The 25,093-nt window shown below is 58.6% G+C and carries 23 protein-coding genes; 14 read left to right on the forward strand and 9 right to left on the reverse strand.

Going from position 1 to position 25,093, the window contains the following annotated elements:
- Positions 1-76 precede the first annotated feature (76 nt).
- On the reverse strand, positions 77-658 hold the full coding sequence (locus tag FHX15_RS21700) for a sugar transferase (protein ID WP_184400423.1): 582 nt from the start codon (positions 656-658) through the stop codon (positions 77-79).
- Between the two features lie 86 nt (positions 659-744).
- On the opposite strand from FHX15_RS21700, the gene FHX15_RS30790 reads away from it, so the two are divergent.
- The 4 genes from FHX15_RS30790 to FHX15_RS21720 are packed head-to-tail and all read left to right on the forward strand — an operon-like array spanning position 745 to position 3,218.
- On the forward strand, positions 745-1,329 hold the full coding sequence (locus tag FHX15_RS30790; RefSeq protein WP_210290800.1) for a hypothetical protein: 585 nt from the start codon (positions 745-747) through the stop codon (positions 1,327-1,329).
- Positions 1,326-2,543 carry an Nramp family divalent metal transporter gene (locus FHX15_RS21710; protein WP_184400425.1) on the forward strand — a complete coding sequence of 406 codons (1,218 nt, stop codon included), beginning with the start codon at positions 1,326-1,328 and terminating at the stop codon, positions 2,541-2,543. Before FHX15_RS30790 ends, FHX15_RS21710 begins: the two co-directional genes overlap by 4 nt.
- 1 nt (position 2,544) lies before the next feature.
- Complete coding sequence (locus FHX15_RS21715; RefSeq protein ID WP_184400426.1) at positions 2,545-2,910, forward strand: hypothetical protein; 366 nt, start codon at positions 2,545-2,547, stop codon at positions 2,908-2,910.
- Positions 2,907-3,218, forward strand: a complete 312-nt coding sequence (locus FHX15_RS21720; RefSeq protein WP_184400427.1) for a PRC-barrel domain containing protein — start codon at positions 2,907-2,909, stop codon at positions 3,216-3,218. Before FHX15_RS21715 ends, FHX15_RS21720 begins: the two co-directional genes overlap by 4 nt.
- A 107-nt stretch (positions 3,219-3,325) precedes the next feature.
- On the opposite strand, the gene FHX15_RS21725 is transcribed toward FHX15_RS21720, so the two are convergent.
- The 3 genes from FHX15_RS21725 to FHX15_RS21735 form a co-directional block, all read right to left on the reverse strand.
- Positions 3,326-5,545 carry an EAL domain-containing protein gene (locus FHX15_RS21725; RefSeq protein WP_184400428.1) on the reverse strand — a complete coding sequence of 740 codons (2,220 nt, stop codon included), beginning with the start codon at positions 5,543-5,545 and terminating at the stop codon, positions 3,326-3,328.
- A gap of 163 nt (positions 5,546-5,708) precedes the next feature.
- Complete coding sequence (locus FHX15_RS21730; RefSeq protein ID WP_184400429.1) at positions 5,709-7,493, reverse strand: PAS domain-containing methyl-accepting chemotaxis protein; 1,785 nt, start codon at positions 7,491-7,493, stop codon at positions 5,709-5,711.
- Positions 7,494-7,809: 316 nt separating this feature from the next.
- Positions 7,810-8,754, reverse strand: a complete 945-nt coding sequence (locus tag FHX15_RS21735) for a LacI family DNA-binding transcriptional regulator (RefSeq protein ID WP_246779019.1) — start codon at positions 8,752-8,754, stop codon at positions 7,810-7,812.
- A gap of 227 nt (positions 8,755-8,981) precedes the next feature.
- On the opposite strand from FHX15_RS21735, the gene ltnD reads away from it, so the two are divergent.
- The 7 genes from ltnD to FHX15_RS21770 all read left to right on the forward strand — a co-directional run bounded on the left by ltnD (position 8,982) and on the right by FHX15_RS21770 (position 16,428).
- A complete protein-coding gene (ltnD, locus tag FHX15_RS21740) occupies positions 8,982-9,896 on the forward strand; it encodes an L-threonate dehydrogenase (protein WP_184400431.1) in 915 nt (304 codons plus the stop codon).
- A gap of 265 nt (positions 9,897-10,161) precedes the next feature.
- Entirely contained in the window at positions 10,162-11,148 is a 987-nt protein-coding gene (denD, locus tag FHX15_RS21745) for a D-erythronate dehydrogenase (protein ID WP_184400432.1), read from the forward strand.
- Positions 11,145-11,918, forward strand: coding sequence for an SDR family oxidoreductase (locus FHX15_RS21750; protein WP_184400433.1), 774 nt, complete (start codon positions 11,145-11,147; stop codon positions 11,916-11,918). The genes denD and FHX15_RS21750 overlap by 4 nt, the downstream gene beginning before the upstream one ends.
- 75 nt (positions 11,919-11,993) lie before the next feature.
- Positions 11,994-13,061 (forward strand): ABC transporter ATP-binding protein, encoded by a 1,068-nt coding sequence (locus FHX15_RS21755; protein ID WP_184400434.1) that lies wholly within the window; start codon positions 11,994-11,996, stop codon positions 13,059-13,061.
- A 151-nt stretch (positions 13,062-13,212) separates the two neighbouring features.
- Complete coding sequence (locus FHX15_RS21760; protein ID WP_184400435.1) at positions 13,213-14,517, forward strand: ABC transporter substrate-binding protein; 1,305 nt, start codon at positions 13,213-13,215, stop codon at positions 14,515-14,517.
- A 68-nt stretch (positions 14,518-14,585) separates the two neighbouring features.
- Positions 14,586-15,518, forward strand: coding sequence for a carbohydrate ABC transporter permease (locus tag FHX15_RS21765; protein ID WP_184400436.1), 933 nt, complete (start codon positions 14,586-14,588; stop codon positions 15,516-15,518).
- Between the two features lie 10 nt (positions 15,519-15,528).
- The gene (locus FHX15_RS21770) at positions 15,529-16,428 is read left to right on the forward strand and encodes a carbohydrate ABC transporter permease (protein WP_184400437.1); all 900 of its coding nucleotides are present in this window, start codon (positions 15,529-15,531) and stop codon (positions 16,426-16,428) included.
- A 69-nt stretch (positions 16,429-16,497) separates the two neighbouring features.
- Here the strand turns inward: FHX15_RS21770 and FHX15_RS21775 are convergent, their stop codons facing one another.
- From FHX15_RS21775 to FHX15_RS21795, 5 genes are all read right to left on the reverse strand, one after another.
- Positions 16,498-17,700: an MFS transporter gene (locus FHX15_RS21775; protein WP_184400468.1), complete on the reverse strand. Its 1,203-nt coding sequence runs from the start codon at positions 17,698-17,700 to the stop codon at positions 16,498-16,500.
- A 156-nt stretch (positions 17,701-17,856) separates the two neighbouring features.
- On the reverse strand, positions 17,857-19,773 hold the full coding sequence (locus FHX15_RS21780; protein WP_184400438.1) for a beta-N-acetylhexosaminidase: 1,917 nt from the start codon (positions 19,771-19,773) through the stop codon (positions 17,857-17,859).
- A 31-nt stretch (positions 19,774-19,804) separates the two neighbouring features.
- The gene (locus FHX15_RS21785) at positions 19,805-20,581 is read right to left on the reverse strand and encodes an SDR family oxidoreductase (RefSeq protein ID WP_184400439.1); all 777 of its coding nucleotides are present in this window, start codon (positions 20,579-20,581) and stop codon (positions 19,805-19,807) included.
- 19 nt (positions 20,582-20,600) lie between these two features.
- The gene (locus tag FHX15_RS21790; protein ID WP_184400440.1) at positions 20,601-21,467 is read right to left on the reverse strand and encodes a MurR/RpiR family transcriptional regulator; all 867 of its coding nucleotides are present in this window, start codon (positions 21,465-21,467) and stop codon (positions 20,601-20,603) included.
- A 25-nt stretch (positions 21,468-21,492) separates the two neighbouring features.
- Complete coding sequence (locus FHX15_RS21795) at positions 21,493-21,879, reverse strand: RidA family protein (RefSeq protein ID WP_184400441.1); 387 nt, start codon at positions 21,877-21,879, stop codon at positions 21,493-21,495.
- A gap of 112 nt (positions 21,880-21,991) precedes the next feature.
- Between FHX15_RS21795 and FHX15_RS21800 the strand changes: the two genes are divergently transcribed.
- Genes FHX15_RS21800 through FHX15_RS21810 form a run of 3 tightly spaced genes read left to right on the forward strand, consistent with a single transcriptional unit; the run spans position 21,992 to position 25,084 of the window.
- The gene (locus FHX15_RS21800; RefSeq protein ID WP_184400442.1) at positions 21,992-22,477 is read left to right on the forward strand and encodes a hypothetical protein; all 486 of its coding nucleotides are present in this window, start codon (positions 21,992-21,994) and stop codon (positions 22,475-22,477) included.
- Between the two features lie 29 nt (positions 22,478-22,506).
- On the forward strand, positions 22,507-23,982 hold the full coding sequence (locus FHX15_RS21805) for a M81 family metallopeptidase (RefSeq protein ID WP_184400443.1): 1,476 nt from the start codon (positions 22,507-22,509) through the stop codon (positions 23,980-23,982).
- Position 23,983: 1 nt separating this feature from the next.
- The gene (locus tag FHX15_RS21810; protein ID WP_184400444.1) at positions 23,984-25,084 is read left to right on the forward strand and encodes a D-TA family PLP-dependent enzyme; all 1,101 of its coding nucleotides are present in this window, start codon (positions 23,984-23,986) and stop codon (positions 25,082-25,084) included.
- Positions 25,085-25,093 lie beyond the last annotated feature (9 nt).

Consider the following 25,093-nt stretch of genomic DNA (forward strand, 5'->3'; position numbering starts at 1 on the left):
GTCTTTTTCAATCTCAAGTGCAACCGAATAATCATGGGTCGCGTATCCAACCTGTTTATAACCATGGGTAGTGACCTCAATGGGTTATGCCCTTGCTGCCCAGCACCTTGCCGACCGTCATCGCAAGAATCCTCATATCCATGAAGAAAGAGCGGCGCTTGAGATAATCAACGTCGAACTTCACCTTCTCCGGGATAGGCAGCTCGTCACGGCCATTGACCTGCGCCCAGCCGGTCAATCCCGGCAGCAGCGCATCGACGCCTTCGGCCGTGCGCAGCGCGATCAAATCGTCCTGGTTATAGAGCGCCGGTCGCGGGCCGACAAAGCTCATGTCGCCCTTGAGGATACACCAGAGCTGCGGCAGTTCATCAAGGCTCGACTTGCGCAGAAAGCCGCCGATCGGCGTTAGATAACGGGAGGGATCGTCGAGCAGATGCGTGGCGACCGTCGGCGTGTCGATCCGCATGCTGCGAAATTTCGGCATCCGGAAGATCTTGTTGCGCCGCCCCACCCGGTTCGACCAGTAAAGCGCAGGTCCGGGTGAGGTCAGACGGACGCAGAGCGCCACGACCCCGATCGGAATGATCAGGATCAGAGATGCCACCAAAGCCAGGAATAGATCCACTGCACGCTTCACGACTGCTCTCGCCCTTCCCATGGTCTTCTGGCCTTCAACGGCCTGCTTTGCCCTAGCGTCTCCGGCCAATTCACGTCAACGCCCGTTTCCGCCAAATTGGAACCTAGATGGGCAATAACCAGTTGATTAGGACCGATTTGTCGCACCGAGGAGGTACATCTTTGGCCAGATGTTTATTGCCGGGCACCTCCGCCATCGGTGGCACGAAAAATTGGATAGCTCACGCTCTTTCGGCCCCCGAATTTGCTGGGGATAGGAAGCAAAACCGATTTCCGGGAACCGCGAAGGCACGTCCGCCTTCCTCGAAGATAATCTTGTCCACATTTCTAATCCTATGGCTCGCGTCCTGCGCGGACCAGGACGACCAGTTCCACAAACGAATGCAGGAAATCCTCTCATGGAGCGCTACTGCCGAGATGATCCTCGATGCCCGTCTTGGCGCGCTTGTTCCAAAGGGCTTCACCGCCCTTGCAGTGGAGCGTTGTCAAAAAGAGATTCTGGATCTTTCGTCTCAGCTGCCGCAAACCTCGCAACAAGCCGAAGCGAAAGCGAATATCGTTAAGCTGGACAAAATGATTGGCGCGGTGAAGGACGACGTCGATCATGGTCGATTTGACGCGGGTCGTCAGCGCCTCACTGAGCTCCAGCAGTACACTGCGGACCTGCGTAAAACCTCCGGTGCTGATGAATGAAAAAGCTGTTGCAGATATCGCTGGGGATCGTAACCAGCGTCGGCGGGTTCGTCGAAACCGGCCAGATCGCCACGTCGGCCCAAGCCGGAGCAGCCTATGGCTTCAGCTTGCTTTGGGCCGTTGTCCTCGGCACCATCTGCCTGATTTTCCTGATTGAAATGTCCGGTCGCTTTGCCATTGCGAGCCATCACACTGTCGCCGATGGCGTAAGGGAGCGTTTCGGATCGAATTATTTCATACTCACTCTGGCAATAATCTCGATCGTCAACCTGCTCGTTCTGGCTTCCGAGATCGGCGGTGTTGCCCTGGCATTGCAATTCGTCAGCGGAGCAAGCTTTCAATGGTGGGCCTTGCCGGTCGCTTTCACGATATGGCTTCTGCTCTGGAAAGGCACTTTCGGCACCATTGAAGACGGTGTCTCCATCCTTGGGTTGGTGGCGCTCTCTTTTGTTGTGGGGATGGTAATAATGGACCCGCCATGGGGCGAAGTGGCGAAAGGGTTCGTGCCGACGCTAGCGAGCAAAGATCCCCTGCATTATGGCTTCATCGCCATCAGTATCCTCGGCGCTGTCATATCCCCGTTTCTGTTCCTGTTTTATTCCTCAGGTGCGATCGAGGAAAAATGGGATAAAAGTTTCTTCACCGCCAACCGCGTGATCGCGACGATAGGAATGGCGTTCGGCGCCGTCATTTCCATCGCAATCTTAATCCTGGCGGCAATCGTCTATCCACCGATTGGAATCAACGACATCGAAGGATATGACCAGATCGCGCCAATCTTGATCCCGGCATTGGGTAAATGGGGCTTTTACCTCTTTGCAGCCTCACTCGGAATCACCTGCTTCGGCGCGGCGCTCGAAGCGAGCCTCGCACAGGCTTATCTCGTTGCCCAGGGCTTCGGCTGGAATTGGTCCGAGGATGCTAAACCCAAGGCCAATCCAGCCTTCGCCCTCGTCTATACAGGCTTTCTCGGCATCGCAGTCTTGCCGATCGCCATGGGACTCGATCCGCTTCAGCTAACGATATTTTCAATGGCGATCACGGCATTGAGCTTGCCGTTAGGCGTCGTGCCGTTTCTGTTTTTGATGAACGACCGCAACTTCGTTGGCGATCACCGGAACGGGTGGATCAGCAATGCCGCAGTGCTGATCATCATAGGCCTGTCGTTCATCGTCGCCCTCATAACAATTCCTTTGCAGATATTCGGAGGATGATATGAACCTGGTGCGCGACGTCCTTGACAAGCAAGTGGTCGATAGAGAGCAACATCGTGTCGGAAAGGTGGATGGCATCGTATTACGGCTGTCCGATCCCGATGCTCCCAAGGTTGCCTTCATCGAAATGGGAAGTTTGACACTGTCACGGCGGCTGGGTCGCTGGCCCTATCGCTGGATGCTTTGGATTAGAAAAACCACCGGCGCGAAGAACCCAGCAAGGGTCTTTCGTGTGCCATGGTCAAGCGTAATAGATGTTGGGGTCGACGTCGAAGTGGACGTGGATCGGCGCCAGACGCCATTGGAGCGAAGCCAGGATTGGCTGAGGCGCCACGTGATCAACCGGATTCCCGGAGGTCAATCATGAAGGAGATTCAGCTCGAACTTCTATTGGGCAGGCAGGTGTATGACGTGGACGGCAAGGCAGTCGGGCGTCTGGAAGAGATCAGGGCTGAAGCGCGCGGCGCGGATCTTTATGTCACCGAATATCACCTCGGCGCCTACGGCCTGTTTGAAAGGCTTTCCGCACTTGCGATCGGCCGCGCCATCCTGACGGCGATCGGTGCAGCGCGGCCGGATAGCAAGAAGATGGTGCCATGGGACAAGCTCGACATCCATGATCTTCAGCATCTGCGGGTGACCTGCTCTAAAGCCGATTTGCAAACCTTCAACTGAAACAATCGTGGCCGATCTGGCACTCGTCGCCTGTGGCCGCTGTCCCGAAAAATCGATCCGTCCACGCCAGCGCCACCTGGGATCAATGGAGGAGCGGCTCTGATCTTCTATCCGAGAAGACGAAGGCCCTCCTGCGATCCTTCAGAACTTTCGATCAAGTACGGTTTAGATGCAGATAGGTATTCGCCGACGTTCTCGCCGGCCATCGGCTTGCTAAACAAATAACCTTGGAGCGTGGTACAGCCCATTTCCAGCAAGCGCATCGCCTGCCGATGTGTTTCTACGCCTTCCGCAGTGACCTTCATTTGAAGCTTTCGTGCCAGATTGAGCACTAGTTCAATAATTGCGAGGCTCGATTCATTCTCAAACATCGTGTCGATAAAACTTTTGTCGATCTTGATAATATCAACGGGAAGGCTGCGCAAATGTGTCAGTGACGCATAGCCTGTTCCAAAGTCATCGAGCGCGACAGCAAGGCCTTTTCTCCGCAAACGCTGCAATGTCGTTGCAACGGTATCTTCCAGCCCCTGCAGGAACACTGTTTCCGTCACTTCAAGCACCAGCTTGTCCAACGGGATGCCTCTTGACGTAAACGCGGTAACAATCCGGCTTTCCAGATCACCTCTCATGAAATCGGAGGCGCCGACATTCAGCGCAACCCGTCCGAACTCCAGCCCGCGATCCACCCAGTTCCGAATATCGGTCGCGACATTCTCGAGCATTTGCGTGGTGATGTGATGGGACACCCCCGAGTCCGCGAATGCCTCATGAAAATGCGCAGCTGGCACAATTGGGCCATCCGAGCGCTGCATCCTCACGAGCGCCTCAAATGCCCATACCTGGCCGTCGGCGCAACGGACGAGCGGCTGGTAGTGGGGCAGCATTCGATGCTCGGCGAGGGCCTGCTCGACCGTCTGAACGATTTGAATGCGATGAGCTATCGTCGAACGCAGGCTGGGCTTGTATTGGACGTAACTGCCACGCTGTGTTTCCTTTGCGTGGTAGAGGGCAAAGTCGGCGTTCTGTGAAAGCGTCGCCGCATTCATGTCACCTTCCGAAATCGCGCCGCCCAAGGTTATCATCGGATTTATCGTCGACCCGACGACGTCCATTGGGTGGCCGATATACTCAATCAGATACCGGGCGAGCGAACGCATGCTGCGCGCATTTGCGGGTGCTCCGAGAACAACGCAGAACTCATCACCGCCGAGGCGAAACACCTTTCCACGCTTTCCGACGCACTCCTCAAGGCGTGACGCCACGCCTTTCAGCAGCAGGTCACCTGTTGCGTGTCCAAGGATATCGTTCACTTGCTTGAGACGATCGACATCGATTAGTAACAGGCCGATGGAGGGGGCGGCTGCCGCTGCAAGGCTCTCCATATGCGCATTGTATGCGGCCCGGTTGGCAAGTCTGGTAAGAGGATCAGTATTGGCTGCCTGTAGCAGACGTTGCTCGTAGCGCACTTTTTCGGAAACATCTTGAACGATACCGAACAGGCGTTTTTGCTCACCTTGCAGGTGTTCAATATCGCTAACGACGCGAATCCATCGTTCCTGGCCTTCTGGCGTGATGATGCGGTACTCCTTGTCAACGCCAGTTCCCGAGCCATTCAGAACATCGCGGATCCTGCGCCGGACGCTCTCGCGTTCTTCGGGGGCGTAGCAGGCAATAACCTCTTCCGAGGTCATGGGTTTGCCGATCGGCAATCCAACGATGCGGTATATTTGGTCCGACCAAATGATCGCACCGGTGCTAACATCCATCTCAAAGCCTCCGACATTGGCGGAGCGCTCGGTCTGTTCGAAGCGGGCCTGCTTGAGCTCCAGTTCGCGCTGCTGCTCTTTCAGCAGGCTTTGCTGACGATGTTCCCGAATAAGGCCCATCACGACGCTTGCCAGATTGTGAAGCTGTTCGAGATCACGGCCGCTGAAGTGGCGGATCCTCGTGTCGAGAACACAAAAGCTGCCGTAACACGTCTCTCCTTCCGAAAGCGGAACTCCGGCATAAAACTGAACTGAATAATCTGTGACGAATGTGTTCGCGTAAAAACGCGGGTCCTTGCTGGCATCTTCGACGACGAGCGGTGACCCTGTTTCAACGACGTGGCTGCAAAAGGAACGCTCCCGTGGCGCCTCCTTCAGAGGTAAACCTTGCCGGGCCTTGAACCACTGCCTGTGCTCATCGACAAACGAAACCAATGCCATTGGCATATCGAACATGCTGCAGGCCAGGCGTGCGACAGCGTCAAACTCCGTCGTCGGCGGAGTATCGAGAATGCTCGTCCCGTAAAGAAGTCTCAACCTCTCGTCTTCGGTAGGTGACATGCGACCTTACTCCTCGCTGTATCGAGTGAGTGAGACCCTTCATGGATCATGAGAGCGGACGAACTTGCCGCCGGTGGTTTACGTTTCATGGCCGGCTGTCACACGATGATGTTCACGTCGCTTGTCACGAGATCCCCCGCCCCGTTGCAATTTTCTGGGATGATCAGAGGTCTTCCCAATCGGAGTTCAGTGCGACGGCAGCCGACCCGCGCTGGACGGATACGGCGGGTAAGCTACGCATTTTCAGGGCTGTAGGTATGACAGTGTGAGGATCGGTCTGCGTCAACGCAGATCTGGATCTCGATACGTCGCCGAAACGGAACTGCTCGAGAAGCTTGAAGAGGGCGCTGGCCTCACGCGCGAGGCCATGGCTTGCAGCAGTCTGCTCCTCGACCATCGCGGCATTTTGCTGTGTACCCTGGTCGACGATATTGATCGCCTGATTGATCTCGGCGAGCGCGGTGGATTGCTCGCGTGCCGCCTCCACGATCGCCGTGACGTTCGTATTGATGTCGTGAACCTGACTGACGATTTCCTGCAGCGCGGTTCCGGCCTTCGTGACAAGAGCGACACCGTTTGCGACATGGGAACCGGACGCCGTGATCAGGCTTTTTATCTCCTTGGCAGCCTTCGCCGAGCGCTGCGCCAGTTCACGAACCTCCTGGGCAACGACTGCAAAACCCTTGCCTGCCTCCCCTGCCCGCGCCGCCTCGACGCCGGCGTTAAGCGCTAAGAGATTCGTCTGGAACGCAATCTCATCGATAACGCCAATGATATTGGAAATCTCGCTTGACGAGGTTTCGATTTGGTCCATGGCACCTATCGCGTCACGCACGACCTGGCCGGAGTGTTGCGCATGGTCTCTGGTGCGCGCGACGAGTTGGCCGGCTTCCTCAGCGCGGCGGCTCGAATCCTTTACCGTCGTCGTGATCTCTTCAAGCGCCGCGGCCGTCTCTTCGACGGAGGCTGCCTGCTGTTCCGTGCGCTTTGCGAGATCGTCGGCTGCTGTACGGATTTCGTTGGAGCCGGCCGAGATCGCTTTGGCATTTTCGGCCACCATCGCCATCGCGCCCTTCAGCTTCTCCGATGCACTGTTAAAGTCGATGCGGAGCCTTTCGAGTGAGGGAATGAAAGGTCTCTGAATCGTCTGAGACAGGTCGCCATTGGCAAAATTGGTCAGGCAGCCGGCGAGCTGTTCGACATTCTCGACGCGTGCCGTAACGTCGGTCGCGAACTTGACGACCTTGGACACTCTGCCGTTCAGGTCGAAGATTGGATTATAGGAAGCTTGGATAAAAACCTTCCGTCCGCCCTTGCCGATACGCATGAATTCGTCGGCAACCAATTGGCCGCTCGAGAGCTTTCGCCAGAACTCCTTGTAAGCGTCCGACCTTGTATAGTCTGCTTCACAAAACATCGAATGGTGTTTGCCCTGGATTTCCGTGAGCGAATATCCGAGCGCGCTGAGAAAATTGTCATTGGCGGTGAGAACTTCGCCGGTCGGCGAAAATTCGATGATCGCCTGTGCACGCGACAATGCGTGGATCTTACCCGCATCTTCGGCGGACTTCAGTTTCTGCGCGGTGATATCGGTTGCAATCTTGACGACCTTGACCGGCTTTCCGCGTCGAAACACGGGGTTGTAGGACGCTTCGATCCAGACCTCGCGCCCGCCTTTTCCGATCCGCTTGTATTGCTGTTGCTCGAATTTTCCGGCTGACAGCTTCGTCCAGAAAGCCTTGTATTCGGCCGAGGATGCGTAGGCTGGATCGACAAACATGCTGTGATGTTTTCCGACAATTTCCCTGAGCTCGTAGCCGAGCGCCCTGCAGAAGTTTTCATTCGCTGTGAGGATCTTGCCTGATAAGTCAAACTCGATCATGGCTTGCGAATTCGAAAGAGCGGCAAGAACTGCGACAGCATTTCCACCACGATCAAGAACTGTCATCCGAAATCCCCAGAGATTCACCGCCGCCAATTCAGCCGTGCCCCCAAATATTCGCCTATGATCATTAACGCAGATTTAATTATAAGATTCCCGCTGCACTGGTAGTCCTAGAATAGTTCGCGGCGGAGATGACGATCTTCGCTAAGACCGGCGCCAAAAAAGCTAAAACGATCAGCTGGGAGTGTTTGGCAGAGCACGAAACTATGGTCTCCCACCTGACTTTGATTCTGGAAATTTCAACGTTCGGGTAGGACAAACGGAGGCTCTCGAAATGCCGCGGACGACCATCGCGCCGCTGCCGGCCGGTGTCGTCGATTTAGCCCTGGTGAACGCCGGTGATTTCGGGGACAAAAGCGATGATCTTGCCGGTTGACGGAAGGTTCGGCGCTGTAGAGCCGCGTGCGAGACGCCCGGCAATTTCGCCAATCATTCGGAGTGGGGATTTGGATGTCGCGATCCTCAATGGAAGCGCGGCTGCAAGATCGAGCCCGTTAAATCCTGCCATGAGGATTTCGCCGCTTCGGGAGGCCTCCAGGCCGGCGAATGCGCCTCCGACGGCCATATCATCATTGGAATAATATATGCAATCAAGGTTCGGCTCGGCGCGCAGCAACTGGTGCGTCAGATATTTACCGAGACCGACGGACGAAAGCGTATCGCCGAGCCTCTGCCCGATGAAAGAGAGATGGTTTTCATGCAGAACACGCTCGAAACCGGCCTTGCGTTTTGCCGCACGCAAGTCTCGCTCCAACGCACTGCCGATGTATCCGAAACGCTTTCGGCCGGCAGCTATTAGTGCCCTTGCCATCTCCTCGCCCGCCTTTCCGTGCGACAGACCGACGTTGAAGTCGATCGGCGTGCCGTCGAGATCCATGATCTGAATGACCGGAACATCCGCGCTTCTTAGCATTTTCACAGTGTCTTCGGGCTGATCAAGACCCGTGACGACGATTGCGCTCGGCCGCCAGGACAGCATGTCTCTGATAACGTCACGCTCTTTACGCGCATCATAGTCCGTGAGGCCGAACACGGCCTGCATGCCGGATCCCTCAAGGCCCGCCGAAATGCCTGCCAACACCTCAGGAAAGACGATATTAGACATGCTCGGCACGACAACAGCGACGAGGTTGGTTTTCTGAGATGATAATGAAAGGGCAAGCCGGTTGCCGACATAGCCCAGCAACTCCGTTGCCTCCAGCACTCTCTGACGGGTTTCAGCAGAGACATCAGGCGCGCCCCGCAGGGCCCGCGACGCGGTCATCTTGCTCACGCCGGCGGCGGCGGCTACTTCTTCCAGGGTGGATTTGCGTAAGCCCAAGGGATCCCCCAATCAATGCCGAGACCAGCGCGTAAAGTGAAGTCATAAGCCGATTGCGCTAAAAGTGAAACTGCCCGCGCTTGACACTTGTCACCAAAATAGGGCTTGTTACCGATACCGGTATCGATAACACCGCGCTCGACAGGTGGGGCCATCCCGGAGGAGGAGCTGTGCAGGACAGACGGACGGCGGCAGTCATCGGCCTTGGATCAATGGGATGGGGTGCTGCCCTGTCGCTTCAGAGAGCAGGTTTTACCGTCTACGGTTGTGACGTCCGATCTGATGTGTTGCAGCGCTTTTCGGATACAGGCGGCAAATCCTGTGAGACACCATCCCAAGCCGTCGCTGAAGCCGCTGCGGTGTTTGTGTTCGTCGTCAACAGCAGCCAGGTGGAGCACGTCCTGTTCGGGCCGGGCGGCGCGCTGGAGACGGCACGCGTCGGTACCGTCTTTCTCCTTTGCGCCACGATGGCGCCAAGCGCTGCAGTCGCGATTGCCGATCGGCTAGAAGCCGCCGGGATGCTTGTTGTCGACGCGCCGGTTTCGGGCGGCCAGGCCAAGGCGCTTTCCGGCGAGATGGTCGTCATGGGCTCTGGTTCGCCGGAGGCTTTTGTCCGCGCGCAACCGGCGCTCGATGCGGTCTCGGGCAAGGTTTTCCGGCTGGGAGACAGGCCCGGTATCGGGTCGCAGGTTAAGATGATCAACCAGCTTCTGGCGGGGGTGCATATTGCTGTGACGGCGGAGGCTTTGACCTTTGCAGCCAAGACCGGGATCGACCTGAAGACGCTTTACGAGGTGTTACGGGTTTCAGCGGGCTCCTCCTGGATGTTCGAGAACCGGGGCGAACATATCGTCTCGGGAGACTATACACCGCGCTCGGCGGTGGACATCTTCGTCAAGGATCTCGGCATCGTCGCCTCTGAAGCAGACCGGGCAGGTGCCGCCACACCGCTCGCGGCGACCGCGCTTTCGCTCTTCCAGCAGGCTTCCGAGGCCGGTCTCGGCAAGGAAGACGATGCCGCCGTGGCAAAGGTCCTTGCCGAAAAGAGCGGCGTCGTCCTGCCGGGCATGAAGGTTATTTCCTGACAGGCACTGGGCAAAGGAGACATGAGACTTATGTTCGATTGCTACCACCCGCAGATCATGCAAGGTAAGTTGATCTGCAGGTTGCAGTTTTGTTTGTTTTTTTCTGGCCGGTAACGTTCCTGCCTATCGGGGATTTGGAAAACTTGAGGAATAGATGGCGTTGCGCTTGGTGTGACGCGCGGGATCCGGCTGGGGAGAACGGGTCCCGATCTGACACGAGGTCGTCTCGAAGAACGAGGCCGGCGGCGCTGGGAGGTAAGCCGACATGCATGTGATGATTCTGGGTGCGGCAGGCATGGTCGGCCGCAAACTGGTCGAAAGAATTGCCCGCGAACCTGACGCGCTCGGCGCTTCGATCAGTCGGTTGACGCTGGTCGATGCATTTCAGCCACCGGTGCCTGAAGCCCTTCGGTCCCTGTCAAACGCCACCACGGTCGATCTTGCCCAGCCGGGCGTCGCCGACAAGCTGATTGAGGCGCGGCCCGATCTGATCTTTCATCTGGCGGCAATCGTTTCCGGCGAGGCGGAGGCGGATTTCGATAAAGGCTACGCCGTCAACCTCGATGGGACACGTGCACTGTTCGACGCGATCCGCCAAGAGGGTCTGAAATCCGACTATGTGCCGCGTCTGGTGTTTGCATCCTCCATCGCCGTATTTGGCACGCCTTTCCCGGATGTCATTCCGGACGAATTCTTTTCCACGCCCTTGACGAGTTACGGCACTCAAAAGGCAATCGCCGAGCTGCTGCTTGCCGATTACTCGCGCCGCGGCATTTTCGATGGCATCGGCATTCGCCTGCCGACGATCTGCGTGCGACCAGGTGCGCCGAACAAGGCCGCCTCCGGCTTCTTTTCCAATATTTTGCGTGAGCCGCTCGCCGGCAAGCCGGCGGTGCTGCCGGTCAGTGATACTGTCCGGCACTGGTTCGCAAGTCCGAGGGCTGCGGTCGGGTTCTTCGTTCATGCTGCAAAGATCGACACGGCAGAAGTGGGGCCGCGGCGCAACCTAACCATGCCGGGGCTCTCCGCCCTGGTTTCGGAGGAGATCGATGCGCTGCGCCGTCTTGCAGGCGACAAGGCCGTCGCACTGATTAGGCGCGAGCGCGATCCTGCGATCGAACGTATCGTTGCCGGCTGGCCGACCCGGTTCGATGCAAAGAGAGCATCCGCACTGGGCTTTAAGGCAGAGACGGGTTTCGATGAGATCCTGCAGGTGCATATCGAGGACGAACTTGGCGGGAGGCTTGGATGAGCGGAAGTTTCGCAGAGCAGTCTAAGGTTGCCCTGGTGACCGGTGGCGGTACGGGCGTTGGCCGCGCGATTTCCAAGGGGCTCGGTGCTGCCGGTTACAGGGTCGTCATCTCCGGACGGCGTGTTGAGATTCTCGAGAAAGCGGCTGCCGAACTCCGAAGCGAAACAGGTGCGGACGTGGTCGCAGTGCGTGCCGATGTCGGCGATCCGGTTTCGGTGAAGGCATTGTTCGACACGATCGCAAATCGGTATGGCCGGCTCGACCTCCTGGTCAACAACGCTGGAGTCTCGGTGCCTGGCATCCCGCTGGAGGATGTGTCTTTTGAAGACTGGAGCGCCATCGTGTCGGCCAATCTGACAGGCGCCTTTCTTTGTACGCAGCAGGCGTTCAGGCTGATGAAGGCCCAGACGCCACGGGGCGGCCGTATCATCAACAACGGCTCGGTTTCGGCAACGACGCCCCGCCCCAATTCCTCCCCCTACACGGCGACCAAACACGCAATCACCGGCCTGACGAAATCGACCGCGCTCGATGGGCGCGAATTCGATATTGCGTGCGGCCAGATCGATATCGGCAATGCGGCAAGCGATATGACGAAACGAATGGCCACCGGCGTTCTTCAGGCCAACGGCACGACTGCTGCGGAGCCGACCATTGATGCCGCTCACATTGCCGATGCGGTCGTCTACATGGCGGGTCTGCCGCTCAGCGCCAATGTGCTGACAATGACCGTTATGGCGACAAAGATGCCCTTTGTCGGGCGCGGATAGCGAGCGGTTGCCGCCGGTGAAGCCTGAGAAGGCGAATACATAGCATGTGGTGCTCGATATCTGGGAGGAGGGAGTATGGCAGGTGTTCAATTCGCGGAAGTGCGCAAATCGTTCGGCGCGTTTCCGGTGATTAAAGGCGTCAACATCGATATCGCCGATGGCGAATTCGTCATTCTCGTCGGCCCGTCAGGCTGCGGCAAGTCCACGCTGTTGCGCATGCTGGCGGGGCTTGAGAACATCTCAGCCGGTGAAATTCGGATCGGCGGACGGGTGGTGAATAGTTTGGCCCCGAAAGATCGCGACATCGCCATGGTGTTTCAGAACTATGCGCTTTATCCGCACATGACGGTGCAGCAGAACATGGGCTTTTCGCTCATGCTCAACAAGGCGCCGAAGGCCGAGGCCGAAAAGCGCGTGAAATACGCCGCAGGCATTCTTGGGCTCGATGCACTGCTCGACCGCTATCCACGCCAGCTTTCCGGCGGCCAACGCCAGCGTGTGGCCATGGGCCGGGCCATCGTGCGCGATCCGGAAGTCTTCCTCTTCGATGAACCGCTTTCCAATCTCGATGCGAAGCTGCGTGTCGCCATGCGCGCCGAGATCAAGGAATTGCATCAGCGGTTGAGGACCACGACCGTCTACGTCACCCACGACCAGATCGAAGCGATGACCATGGCCGACAAGATCGTCGTCATGCATGACGGGATCGTCGAACAGGTGGGCTCGCCTCTGGAGCTCTACGACAAGCCGGCCAATCTCTTCGTCGGCGGCTTCATCGGCTCCCCGGCAATGAACATGATCAAGGGAAGGCTCGATCCCGAAAACGCAAGTCGATTCATCACCGCCGATGGCACAGCGCTGCCGGTTGCCAATGCGCCGGACAGCGCAAAAGGGCGTGACCTCGTCTACGGACTTCGCCCGGAATATATCTTGCTCGACCCCAATGGCCTGTCAGGCGAAATTGTCGTGATCGAGCCGACTGGCTACGAGACGCATCTCACGCTGAAACTCGGCGGCAGCGATCTCAATTGCGTCTTCCGCGAACGCGTCAATGCGCGCCCCGGCGAACGCTTGGATATCGCAATCGACGCCTCGCATGTTCATCTCTTCGATGCCGAAAGCGGCCAGAGGTTGACCGGCTGACGCCTTCCAGCGGAGCGCGGGAGGGAGGAGCCTTCCGTCCATCCGTCGAATGGCAAAGCATCCCATTTCCGGATGCAGGTACCGTCGTTCATCGAGCGGGAGATGGATGTCGGAGAATTCTCTCCCGCTTTTTCCAAGGAGGAGGAATATAATGACGATCAAGAGACGTGAATTTCTTGCTGCTTCGGCCGCCGCAGCCGGCGTCGCCGGGCTGGGCATCAGGCCTACTTTCGCACAGGCCGAACCGACCTATAAGCCTGAAAGCGGTGCGAGCCTGCGCCTGTTGCGCTGGACGCCTTTCGTGAAGGGCGATGAGGACGCCTGGGTTGCAAACACCAAGAAATTCACAGAGGCGACCGGCGTCGAGGTACGCATCGACAAGGAAAGCTGGGAGGACATTCGCCCGAAGGCTGCGGTCGCGGCCAATGTCGGCTCAGGGCCTGACCTCATCATGTGCTGGTTCGACGATGCCCATCAGTATCCGGACAAGCTGGTCGATCTGACGGAACTCGCCAATTATCTCGGCGACAAATACGGCGGCTGGTACGACGGCTTGAAAGGCTACGCGTCGCACGGGGATACGTTCATTGCCATGCCGCTGACGACGATCGGCAATGCGGTCGTCTATCGCGATACCCACGTGAAGGCCGCCGGCTTCAGCGAATTTCCAAAGGATACGGCAGGCTTCCTCGAGCTCTGCAAGGCCATGAAAGCCAAGGGCACCCCTGCCGGCTTCCCGCATGGCAAGGCCGTCGGTGACGGCAACAACTATGCCCACTGGCTGCTCTGGAGCCATGGCGGCAAGATGGTCGACGAAGGCGGCAAGGTGACGATCAACAGCCCGGAAACGTTGGCCTCGATCAACTATGCCAAGGAACTCTACGCCACCTTCATCCCGGGGACGGAAAGCTGGCAGGACGTCAACAACAATCGCGCCTTCCTCGCCGGCCAGGTTTCGCTGATCGCCAACGGCGTTTCGGTGTACTACACCGCCAAGAACGACCCGAAGCTCGCCGACATTGCCAAGGACATCCGCACGACGAACTTCCCGATCGGGCCTGTCGGGAAGAGCGTGGAACTTTTCCAAACGAGTTCGCTGCTGCTCTTCAAGCACAGCAAATATCCGGAAGCGGCCAAGGCCTACATCAAGTTCATGATGGAAGCCGATCAGATGAATGCCTGGATCCAGGGCTCCAGCGCCTATTGCTGCCAGCCTCTCAAGGCGTTTGCCAAGAATCCGATCTGGACTGCCGATCCGGTCCATGCGCCTTACGCGCTCGCCTCGGAGAAACTGCGCCCGAACGGCTATGCCGGTCCGCTCGGCTATGCTTCGGCTGCGACGATGGCGGACTACGTGCTGGTCGACATGTATGCCGCTGCTGTCACCGGCCAGAAGTCGCCGGAAGATGCGATGAAGGAGGCCGAGCGCCGGGCGAACCGCTACTACCGCATCTGATCCCCACATTTTTCAAGACAAGCGGCATGCCGCAGGCCTTACCGCATGCGCCAATCTGGAGATAAGCAATGTCGACGATGAATTCCGGGGATACGCGCGGGCCGACAGGCTCGCTCCTGCAAAACAATAATGTTCTCGGCTTCCTGTTCATGCTGCCGGCGGCTATATTCCTTGTCTGCTTCCTGACCTATCCGCTGGGGCTCGGTGTCTGGCTCGGTTTCACCGATACACGCATCGGCCGCGACGGTATCTTCATCGGTCTGGAGAACTACCAATACCTGATGGACGACAATGTCTTCTGGTTGTCGGTCTTCAACACCGTCCTCTATACGTTCATCGCATCGCTACTGAAGTTCGCGCTCGGCCTCTGGCTTGCGCTGCTTTTGAACCAGCATCTGCCGTTCAAGAGCTTTTTCCGGGCGATCGTGCTTCTGCCCTGGGTCGTACCGACCGTGTTGTCGGGCCTGGCCTTCTGGTGGATCTACGATTCCCAGTTTTCGATCATTTCCTGGTCGCTGATGCAGCTTGGCCTGATCGATGCGCCGATCAACTTCCTCGGCGATCCCACCAATGCACGCATTTCCGTCATTATCGCCAACGTATGGCGTGGCATTCCCTTCGTGGCGATCTCGCTGCTTGCCGGCCTGCAGACCATTCCGGCCTCACTGCAGGAAGCCGCCTCCCTTGACGGCGCGACCAGCTGGCAGCGCTTCCGTTATGTGACGCTGCCGATGCTGACGCCGATCATCGCTGTCGTCATGACTTTCTCGGTGCTCTTCACCTTCACGGATTTCCAGCTCATCTACGTGCTGACCAAGGGTGGGCCGGTCAACGCCACGCATCTGATGGCGACACTGTCGTTCCAACGTGGCATTCCCGGCGGCCAGCTCGGCGAAGGTGCGGCGATTGCTGTCGCCATGATCCCGTTCCTGCTTGGGGCGATCATGTTCAGCTTTTTCGGTCTGCAGCGCCGCAAATGGCAGCAGGGCGGCCAGGACTAGGGAGAAAGATATGTCGACCAATTCAAACACCGCTAACGTCGTCCTGACCGACAATGCCGAGGGAATGAGCTATCTGAACCGTCTCCCCCGGCGGGTGGTGATGCTCTACCTGCCGATGGCAGTTTTCGTCTTCGTATTGCTTTTCCCCTTCTATTGGATGGCGATCACCGCGGTAAAGCCGAACGAGCAACTGACTGACTACAGTAACTACAGCCCCTTCTGGGTGGTTGGTCCGACGCTGGCGCATATCAAATATCTGTTCCTCGAGACCTCCTATCCCGGTTGGATGTGGAACACGATCCTCGTCGCGGTCTGCTCGACCTTGCTCTCGCTTCTGGCGTCGGTCTTCGGTGCCTATGCGATCGAGCGCGTGCGTTTCACCGGTTCTCGCTCCATCGGCCTCGTCATCTTCCTTGCCTATCTCGTGCCGCCATCGATCCTGTTCATCCCGCTTGCCTTCATCGTCTTCAAGCTCGGGATCTATGACTCGCGGCTCGCGCTGATCTTCACCTATCCGACCTTCCTCATTCCCTTCTGCACCTGGCTGCTGATGGGGTATTTCCGCTCGATTCCCTTCGAGCTTGAGGAAAGCGCTTTGGTGGACGGCGCCAACCGCTGGCAGATCCTGACGAAGATCATCCTGCCCCTGGCAGTACCCGGCCTGATCTCAGCCGGGATCTTCGCCTTCACGCTGTCATGGAACGAGTTCATCTACGCTCTGACCTTCATTCAGTCGTCGGAGAACAAGACGATCCCCGTCGGTGTCCTGACCGAATTGGTCCGTGGCGATGTATTCGAATGGGGATCGCTGATGGCGGGCGCCCTCTTCGGCTCATTGCCGGTCGTCATTCTCTATTCGTTCTTCGTCGACTATTATGTCTCGTCGATGACCGGGGCGGTCAAGGAGTGAAGAGGGGCAGAAAGCCTGCTCCTGCTGGCGTACCCGGGCTGGCTCTGGGCGAGGAGGAAAAATCCGTCGTCAGAACCAGCGCCGGCGCCTGTCGAGAAATAGCAGCCAGGCGATCCCGAGAAGACCGGAGAGCGCACTGACGACCGCAGTGCCGGAATAGCTTGTCATGGCTGTGCCGGCCGCAAAGAGAAGAGCACTCAATCCGGCGCTGAGAAAGATATTGACGGAAATCAGAGCGCTGCCGAGACCAGGCCGCTCGGCGATCAAATCTTGCAGGTAGGTGATTGGAATGGAGATCAGCGACGCCGCCCCGATACCGCTGATCAAGGTGAGAGCATAGACATGCCAGGGCTCATGGGCGAACGCCAGAAGCAGCAAATAGACGGCATAGATCAGCGCCCCGGCGGTAAGGGCTGCGAGTTGGCTGATACGGCGCAACAGGCGCGACCAGACAATGATGAAGACCACCTCAAGCAGAGCGACGATCCCGACTAAAATGCCGATATCGGCGACTGTACCGCGTGCGGCGCCGGTTACAACGAGCGGGAAAACAGCGTCGTTCACATGCAATGTGCTGCTAATCAGCGCAACCGCCGCGATCCGGCCGAAAATTTTTGGAGAAATCACCTGGCCGAGTGCGGCGAAATAGGAAAGATGGTGTGTGGCGGCGAGAACCGTACCGCTCTGTCGGGGCAATAGGAAGCCGACGAGCCCCACACAGACCAGACAGGAAATCGCGGCGAAGAGATAGGCCGGCAGCATGGTCGCAGAAGAAGAAAGCAGAATGCCCGTGAGCCCTGGAACCAGAACCCAGGAAAGCGAGATCATCGCCCGCACGCCGGAATTGACTGTCGCCACGTCGGCTGGCGCCATTCCATGCGTTGCGGCCCGAACATTGGCAAAGAGCAACGAGTTAAGGCAACCATAAACCGGCAGCACCAGAAGTGCACTGAGGACAAATATGTCCTGCGTCGGAAAGAAGAAGACCGCGCCATAACCGATGACGCCGAAGGTCGCCGCGACAAGCATCATCGTGCGATACTCACCGAGCCGATCGGCAAAATTGCCGAGCAGAATGCTGACGATGACGTTAACCGCCGCCGCGGCAAAGATCAGCGCGGCATAGAGTTCATTCGACAGACCGAGCTCGCGGATGCCGACCACGGACCGGTAGGGGGTCGTCGTCGCTCCGGCAAATCCGAAGGTGAAGATGGCGATCATGCTCACCCGGACTGCAGGATTACGGAAAACGTCGGGAATGAAGCGGTTCATTATCTCGCCAGCTGGCTTTGAGGCGATGATGGTGAGGACGGGGAAAACCTTGTCCGCACCATCATCGCCATGATCACTCTCGCTCGCGCCAGTGGGTGGAAAGGCACGCGGCGTGTAGCCGAAATCCTCATTCAAGGGAAAGGCATCGCTGCGAGCTCAAAGCCTCGGGCTAAGCGGCACGATCGCGGCGAAACGCTCCCAATCCTTCGACGCCTTCGGTGTCCACGCAGCTTCGGCAATTGCGGGAAGGCGCGGGAAGACGAGGCGGTTGAAATAGCCGCGCGACAGGAAGTGCTCCGACCAGATGCAGGCCTGAACACCTTTGAGCTTGTGCTTCAATTCCTCAGGGAATTCGCCGGCTGCCTCATAGCCATAGGTGTGGGCCGGAGGGACCGTACCAGCCCAGCTCGCGCCCGGTTCCTGGAAGGCTTCGGCCTGGACCATGTCGAGATAATAGGCCTGGCCCGGCGTCATAACGACGTCATAGCCCTGTTCGGCAAGCTCGATGCCGACCTGCGGATTTTCCCAGGCCATCAGCAGGCTGTCCTTCGCCGCGACCCCGCCGCCATGGGCGACCTCGTTCCAGCCCGCGAGCTTGCGGCCGCGCTTGTCGAGCATGGTCTTGACCTGCTTCAGGAAGTAGGACTGCAGGCCGAACGTGCCGGAAATGCTTTCTTCCGCCATCAGCTTTCTGGCAAGCGGCGAAGCAAGCCAGGAGCCGTCCGCCACCTCGTCGCCGCCGATATGGATGTAGGATGAGGGGAACAGCTCGACCATCTCATCGAAAACCTTTTCCAGGAATTCGTAGGTCAGCGGCACGGCAGGATTGAGCGCATTGTTGGGATAACCCTGGACCGAATGGTAGCTGTCCGGGGCCTCCTGTCCATCCGTCAAATCAGGAAGCGCAACCAAAGTCGCCGCATTGTGGCCGGGGATGTCGATTTCCGGAACCACCTCGACGTTGAGGGAGTTCGCATGCGCGACGATGTCTCTGACATCGTCCTGCGAATAGAAACCGCCGACCGGCTCGGCGCCATTGCCGAGCTGCGGCAGCAGCGGCTCGTCCGGGCCTCGCAACACGCCTGTTGTCGTCAGCTGCGGATAGGCCTTGATCTCCAGGCGCCAGGCCTCGTCATCGGTCAGATGCCAGTGGAAAATGTTGAGCTTGAACCAGGCGAGGATGTCGATCAGCCGCTTGATGTCGGCAACCGGATAAAATTGCCTGGAAACGTCGAGATGGCAGCCGCGCCAGCTATAGCGGGGCCGATCGGAAATCGTTCCGGAAACCGGGAAGCGGAATTTGCCCTTGCTTGCCCGCGCACCGTTCAGCATCTGCGCGAGCGAGGTCAGGCCATACTGGCGCCCAGCGGCGCCGGAATAGAAAAGCGTCACGCGATCGGCCGAGAAGGTCAGCCGGTAGGCTTCGGCATTGAGCGAGGCGTTTCTACTGAAGGTGAGCGCGCGCCCCTGCGGCGAGGCGACCAGATTGAAAACCGAATGGTCGCTTTCGAAAAGGCGGCGGGTTAGCGAAATGCAGGCAGATATTGCCGACAATTCGTCTGCGCTGGCGCCTTCCGGATAGAGAACGACCGGAAAACTATCGCCCGGCTTCGCATCGATTTCGGCCGGCCACGGCTGCAGTGCAAAGGGCAGATCGAGCCGGCCCTCGGGCAAAAGTACAGGCGGAGGCTCGCTATTGCCGCCCTCGAGCAGCAGATCGGAAACGGCGACCGCGACATGCTTTCCGGATAACAGCGTCAGATAGGCCGACTTGGCGCCGTCGGTGCAATGCCGCGCCGGGCGGTGCAGGCCGGCGACGGTGAAAGTCCAACTTTCGCCGGCAGCCAAGACCAGCCCTGCCGGTGGCTCGAACTCATGAAAATTGGCATTGCGTCTTAAAAAGGTGGCATTGCCGCATAAAGCCGCATCGATGACCCGTGTCAGCGAGGTATAGGCAAGCTTGAAACCGGAGAGTGCCCTATCGGAGAGATTGAAAAGCGTGAAAGTAAACACACCATTCGGTCCACCGTCGGGGTTCCAGCTGCTTTCCAGGCGATACTCTGCCGGCTTCATGTCTTGTTCCTCTCGTTATATCCTATGAGTTTCAATAGTGCTCGGACTGGGAAAAGGTGCGCGCAAGCTCGGCCTGGCCGGCCGTCAGGCCGCAGTCGACGGGCAGGCAGACGCCGGTGATCGCCGCAGCCTGCGGCCCGGCCAGGAAGGCGACGGCATTGGCGACATCCTTCGGATCGACCACGCGCTGCAGCGGGTACCAGCGACGCGCATCCTCGAAGACATTGGGATTGGCGGCCGCGCGAGCTTCCCAGGCCTGTGTCTTCACCGTTCCGGGCGCAACGGCATTCGCGCGGATGCCGAATTTTCCGTATTCGACCGCGACCAGCCGGGTGAAGTGCAAAAGTCCGGCCTTGGCCGCGCTGTAAGCCGGATGGCCGAACACGTTCATGCCGTTGACCGAGGCAATGTTGACCATCGAGCCCCGCGACGCCTTCAGCTGGTCTTCGACGGCGCGGAAACAGAGAAATGCCGCTTCGAGGTTGAGTGCATTGTCGGCACGCCAGATTTCCGGCGTCGTATCATGCAGGCTGACGGCACGCGCTGCACCCGCATTGTTGACGAGCGTGCGCAGACTGCCGAGCCCGGCCGCGCGCGCAGCAAGAGCCGCAACGCTTGCCTCGCTGGTCACGTCGCATCCGACGACGACAAAGCGGTCGGTTGGCCCGAGTGCGCCGGTAACGGCTGCCGCAGCGTCGGGATCGATGTCAGCGAGCACGATAATGTCATGATCGTCGGCAAGCCGGCCAGCGATTGCCGCTCCGATATCGCCTGCTGCTCCGGTGACGATGGCCACTGATCGTGTCATTGCTGCTTCCTTCTGTTGGTCAATCGCCGAGCAGTTGCTTGTCGTCGTCGCCGTCGCGGTAGGTGACAAGCTGTTGCTTGATACGCCTCAGCGTGACCGTCGCCTTCGGTCGCACGGCGTAAGCGACAAGGCTCGCCAGGATATCGACCGTCGCGATATAGGCGATGCGCGTCGATGTCGGGCGAAAGATGTTCGTGCCTTCGGGAATGTCGATCGGCACGACGATCTCGGCCGCCTTGGCGACGGCGCTGCCGCTCTGTGTCAGCGCAATCGTCTTGACCTTGGCTTCGCGGGCCAACCCAAAGGCCCGAACAAGCTCGGCATTGCGACCCGAAAAGGACGAGCCGATGATCACATCGCCGGACTTTGCCGCTGCCGCCATCATCAACTGCATACCGTGGTCGGAGCTGGCCGTGATGCGCAGGCCAAGCCGGAAGAGCCTGTTTTGCAGTTCGTCGGCGATCATCGAGGAATTACCGCCCGAACCGAAAGCATAGATCATCTCCGCCTTGGCGATCTGCGCGACAGCGGCTTCGATAGCTGCGAGATCCAGCGAGCGGTGCACCAGGAAAAGGGCGTTCTGTGCCTTGGTGATGATATCCTGAGCGACATCGGCCGGATCGCTGCTCTTTGATTCAGGCTTCAGATAACGCACGCCGACATGGGCGGTGCGGGCAAGCTGCACCTTGAAATCGGAAAAGCTGTCGCAACCGAGGCGGCGGCAGAAACGTGTAACAGTCGGCGGCGAGACTTCTGCGCGTTCGGCAAGCTCGATGATCGAGGCGTTCACGGCGAATTCGAAGTCATTGACGACAATGTCGGCAATGCGGCTCTCGGAGGCGGACAGCCGGCCCCTGTCTTCCTGCAATGTGGAAAAGATGTCCAAGCCGGTCCTCCCGCCGATCCTTCAGTCAACTCTTCTTCTTATAGGCAACGCAGTCGATCTCGACCTTGCAATCCACCATCATCGACGATTGGACGCAGGCGCGAGACGGCGGATGCGCGCCGAAATAGTCCTGATAGATCTTGTTGAAGCTCCAGAAATCGCGCGGATCGTCCAGCCATACGCCGACGCGCACCACATCCTCGACGCCGTATCCGGCTTCGTCGAGAATGGCGAGCACGTTGGCGATCGTCTTATGCGTCTGGGCAACGATATTGCCGTCGATGATCTCGCCGTTCTCCATCGCCACCTGGCCGGAAACATAGAGCCAGCCATCGGCTTCGACTGCGCGCGCAAAGGGCAAGGGCTTGCCGCCGGCGCCGGTCTGAACAGTGCCATATCGTGTGATGGACATTGCTGATCCTTGCAAATTATTTTCTTGATAAGTTGACAAGGGACCATAGAAAGCGGATTTTGACCAGTGAAAAACGCCATTTATGAAAAGAATTTAAATCGGGGGACGGAATATGCGTGATCCTTTCAAGAATCCTTTTCCGTCCTCCGACGCCGCACGACATGCCATCTGGGAGATGCTCGTGCCCCGCGACATCGATGCCTTTCTGGCTGCCGACTGGTCGATGGTCGAAGATGATTTCATCGAGGAAGGCTTCATCGGCATTGACGGGCGTAAGGAGGTCAGCCCCGACAGGTGGCGTCTTGCATTTCCAACACTTGTCGCCTATCGCGACGAGTGGCTGCGGCAGGCAAAGGAATTTGCGGCACAGAGCTTTGCCGAAGATACACGCATCGCCATCTTCACGACGACGAGGCTCGAGGATATCGAGATCGAGGGCAACACGGCGCTTGTCCGCAAGAAGTTCGACGGCAGCCTGACGAAGAGTGATGGCACCCGCGACCTCATGCAGTGGCAGACGCTCTATTATTGCAGGCTCCACGAGGGACGGTGGAAGATCTGCGGATTTACCGGCTATCTGCCGAACCCGATGGGTTGAGGCGGCGCCGCAAAACAAGGCTGACCCACTTGCGCATTTTTACGGCGGCACTCGCGACCGAAACCAATACATTTTCCCCCATCTGCGTGGATCGCCGCGCTTTTGAAGCCTCTCTCTATGCGCCGCCCGGCCAGCATCCGGAAACGCCGACCCTCTGCACGGCGCCGATTACGGTCGGCCGCCGCGTCGCCGCTGAAAAAGGCTGGGAACTGATCGAGGGCACGGCAGCCTGGGCCGACCCAGCCGGCCTCGTCAACCGCCAGGCTTATGAGGGGCTGCGAGACGAAATCCTCGACCAGCTTCGTGCCGCAATGCCTGTCGATGCCGTGGTGATGGGCCTGCATGGGGCAATGGTGGCAGCGGGATACGAGGATACGGAAGGCGACGTTTTGAGCCGTATGCGCGATATCGTCGGGCCTGATGTCTTGATCTGCGCCGAACTCGATCCGCATAGCCATTTGACCAGGAAGCGCCTCGAAGCACTGAATTTCGCGGTTTATTTCAAGGAATTTCCGCATACGGATTTCGTCGACCGCGCCGAGGATCTCTGGCGCATTGCCGTCGATGCGCTTGAGGGCAGGGTCAAGCCGGTCAATTCGGTGTTCGACTGCCGCATGATCGATGTTTTCCCGACCTCACGCGATCCAATGCGCTCCTTCGTCGACAAGATCATGCGCATCGAAAAGGAAGACCCGGAAATCCTGTCGATCTCCGTGGTCCACGGCTTCATGGTCGGCGATGTGCCGGAGATGGGCACCAAGCTGCTTGTCGTCACCGACGATAATCCGCAAAAGGGTGCGGCGCTGGCGCGCGAACTCGGCATGGAGCTGTTTTCCAAGCGCGGCACCTTCATGGTGCCGCAGATCGACGAGAAGGAAGCCGTCTCCCGGGCAATGGCCGCCAAAGCCTGGCCGATCGTCATCGCCGATGTCTGGGACAATCCGGGCGGCGGAACCGCTGGCGATGCCACCGTCGTCCTCGAAGAGCTGATCGCCCGCGGTGTGAAAAGTGCTGCGATCGGCACCATCTGGGATCCGATCGCCGTTCAGATCTGTTTTGCTGCAGGCGAAGGCGCTGAAATTCCGCTGCGCTTCGGCGCAAAATCGGCACCGGGAACCGGCAATCCCGTCGACGGTAGGGTGAAGGTCGTCAAGCTGGTGAAGAATGCGGAGATGCGGTTCGGCGAGAGCCTCGCACCTTTCGGTGATGCGGCCCATATCGTTCTTAATGGCATTGACATCATTCTCAATTCGACGCGAGCGCAGAGCTTCGATCCGAGCCTGTTTTCGGTAATGGGCATCGATCCGACCAAGCAGAAGATCCTGGTGATCAAATCGACCAACCATTTCTTCGCATCCTTCTCGAAGATCGCCGCTGAGATCCTCTACTGTTCGGCAGGAACCCCCTATCCCAACAACCCGGCGACGACGCACTATCGACGCGCGCCGAAGTCCATCTGGCCGATCGTCGCCGATCCCCATGGAACCGAACGCGGAGCTGCTTAAGATGCATGACAACCGGTTTGCCGTCGTCGCCAAGGCTGGAGACAGGGTCGCAGATCTTTCCACGCCCCGCCCGATCATCGACGAGGACAGGCTCGCTGCCAACATTTCGCGGGTCCAGTCCTACATGGACGAGCACGGGCTGAATTTCCGCCCGCATATCAAGACCCATAAGATACCGGCACTTGCCGCGGCCCAGGTTGCGGCCGGCGCCAAGGGCATCAACTGTCAGAAAGTGACGGAAGCCGAGGTCTTTGCCGAGGCCGGTTTCGAAGACATCCTGATCACCTTCAATATTGTCGGAGCTCCGAAGCTGAAACGGCTCGCTGCCCTGAACGATCGCATTTCCGCTCTCAAGGTCGTCGCCGACAGCGACGTGACGGTCGACGGGCTGTCGGCACATTTTTCCGGCCGTAAGCCGCTCACCGTCCTCGTCGAATGCGACACCGGCGGCGCACGCTGTGGCGTCCAGACACCGGATCAGGCTGTCGCACTGGCAAGGCGCATCGCTATCGCCGATGGATTGATATTCGGCGGCATTCTCACCTATCCGAAACCGCAGGCGGCCGATACGATCGAAGCTTTCATCCAGGCGACATTGAAGCAGTTGGCGGGAGAGCGCATCGCCTGCCCGATCGTGAGCAATGGCGGTACGCCCAGCCTCTTTCAGGCGCATCTGGTCAAATCGGCGACGGAGCACCGGGCCGGGACCTATATCTATAATGACCGACAGATGATCCGAATGGGGCATTGTACGCAGGACGATTGCGCAATGCACGTTCTGGCAACCGTCGTGTCGCGGCCGAATGCGGATCGCGCCGTCATTGACGCAGGCTCGAAGGCGCTGACCTCCGACCTGCAGGGATTTACCGATTTCGGCCTCGTCGTCGGCTATCCGGAGGCGAGAATAGTCTCGCTTTCCGAAGAGCACGGCGTCATCGACCTTTCAGCCTGTACCGGTCAACGGCCTGAGATCGGCGAAAAGCTTTTCATCATCCCGAACCATACATGCGTGGTTTCGAACCTGTTCGATACAATGGTCTTCCATCGCAACGGCATCGTCACCCGCGTCGAGGAGGTCGCCGCGCGCGGGCTTGTCTGGTAACCGGTCCCG

Source organism: Rhizobium sp. BK650 (assembly GCF_014195325.1).
In the GTDB taxonomy this organism is placed as follows: Bacteria; Pseudomonadota; Alphaproteobacteria; order Rhizobiales; family Rhizobiaceae; genus Rhizobium.

Excerpts from the sequence above, each read along its gene's own strand:
- FHX15_RS21700 (WP_184400423.1), bottom strand. The coding sequence starts at position 658 with ATGGGAAGGGCGAGAGCAGTCGTGAAGCGTGCAGTGGATCTATTCCTG.
- FHX15_RS30790 (WP_210290800.1), top strand. The coding sequence starts at position 745 with ATGGGCAATAACCAGTTGATTAGGACCGATTTGTCGCACCGAGGAGGT.
- FHX15_RS21710 (WP_184400425.1), top strand. The coding sequence starts at position 1,326 with ATGAAAAAGCTGTTGCAGATATCGCTGGGGATCGTAACCAGCGTCGGC.
- FHX15_RS21715 (WP_184400426.1), top strand. The coding sequence starts at position 2,545 with ATGAACCTGGTGCGCGACGTCCTTGACAAGCAAGTGGTCGATAGAGAG.
- FHX15_RS21720 (WP_184400427.1), top strand. The coding sequence starts at position 2,907 with ATGAAGGAGATTCAGCTCGAACTTCTATTGGGCAGGCAGGTGTATGAC.
- FHX15_RS21725 (WP_184400428.1), bottom strand. The coding sequence starts at position 5,545 with ATGTCACCTACCGAAGACGAGAGGTTGAGACTTCTTTACGGGACGAGC.
- FHX15_RS21730 (WP_184400429.1), bottom strand. The coding sequence starts at position 7,493 with ATGACAGTTCTTGATCGTGGTGGAAATGCTGTCGCAGTTCTTGCCGCT.
- FHX15_RS21735 (WP_246779019.1), bottom strand. The coding sequence starts at position 8,754 with ATGACCGCGTCGCGGGCCCTGCGGGGCGCGCCTGATGTCTCTGCTGAA.
- denD (WP_184400432.1), top strand. The coding sequence starts at position 10,162 with ATGCATGTGATGATTCTGGGTGCGGCAGGCATGGTCGGCCGCAAACTG.
- FHX15_RS21750 (WP_184400433.1), top strand. The coding sequence starts at position 11,145 with ATGAGCGGAAGTTTCGCAGAGCAGTCTAAGGTTGCCCTGGTGACCGGT.
- FHX15_RS21755 (WP_184400434.1), top strand. The coding sequence starts at position 11,994 with ATGGCAGGTGTTCAATTCGCGGAAGTGCGCAAATCGTTCGGCGCGTTT.
- FHX15_RS21760 (WP_184400435.1), top strand. The coding sequence starts at position 13,213 with ATGACGATCAAGAGACGTGAATTTCTTGCTGCTTCGGCCGCCGCAGCC.
- FHX15_RS21765 (WP_184400436.1), top strand. The coding sequence starts at position 14,586 with ATGTCGACGATGAATTCCGGGGATACGCGCGGGCCGACAGGCTCGCTC.
- FHX15_RS21770 (WP_184400437.1), top strand. The coding sequence starts at position 15,529 with ATGTCGACCAATTCAAACACCGCTAACGTCGTCCTGACCGACAATGCC.
- FHX15_RS21775 (WP_184400468.1), bottom strand. The coding sequence starts at position 17,700 with ATGAACCGCTTCATTCCCGACGTTTTCCGTAATCCTGCAGTCCGGGTG.
- FHX15_RS21780 (WP_184400438.1), bottom strand. The coding sequence starts at position 19,773 with ATGAAGCCGGCAGAGTATCGCCTGGAAAGCAGCTGGAACCCCGACGGT.
- FHX15_RS21785 (WP_184400439.1), bottom strand. The coding sequence starts at position 20,581 with ATGACACGATCAGTGGCCATCGTCACCGGAGCAGCAGGCGATATCGGA.
- FHX15_RS21795 (WP_184400441.1), bottom strand. The coding sequence starts at position 21,879 with ATGTCCATCACACGATATGGCACTGTTCAGACCGGCGCCGGCGGCAAG.
- FHX15_RS21800 (WP_184400442.1), top strand. The coding sequence starts at position 21,992 with ATGCGTGATCCTTTCAAGAATCCTTTTCCGTCCTCCGACGCCGCACGA.
- FHX15_RS21810 (WP_184400444.1), top strand. The coding sequence starts at position 23,984 with ATGCATGACAACCGGTTTGCCGTCGTCGCCAAGGCTGGAGACAGGGTC.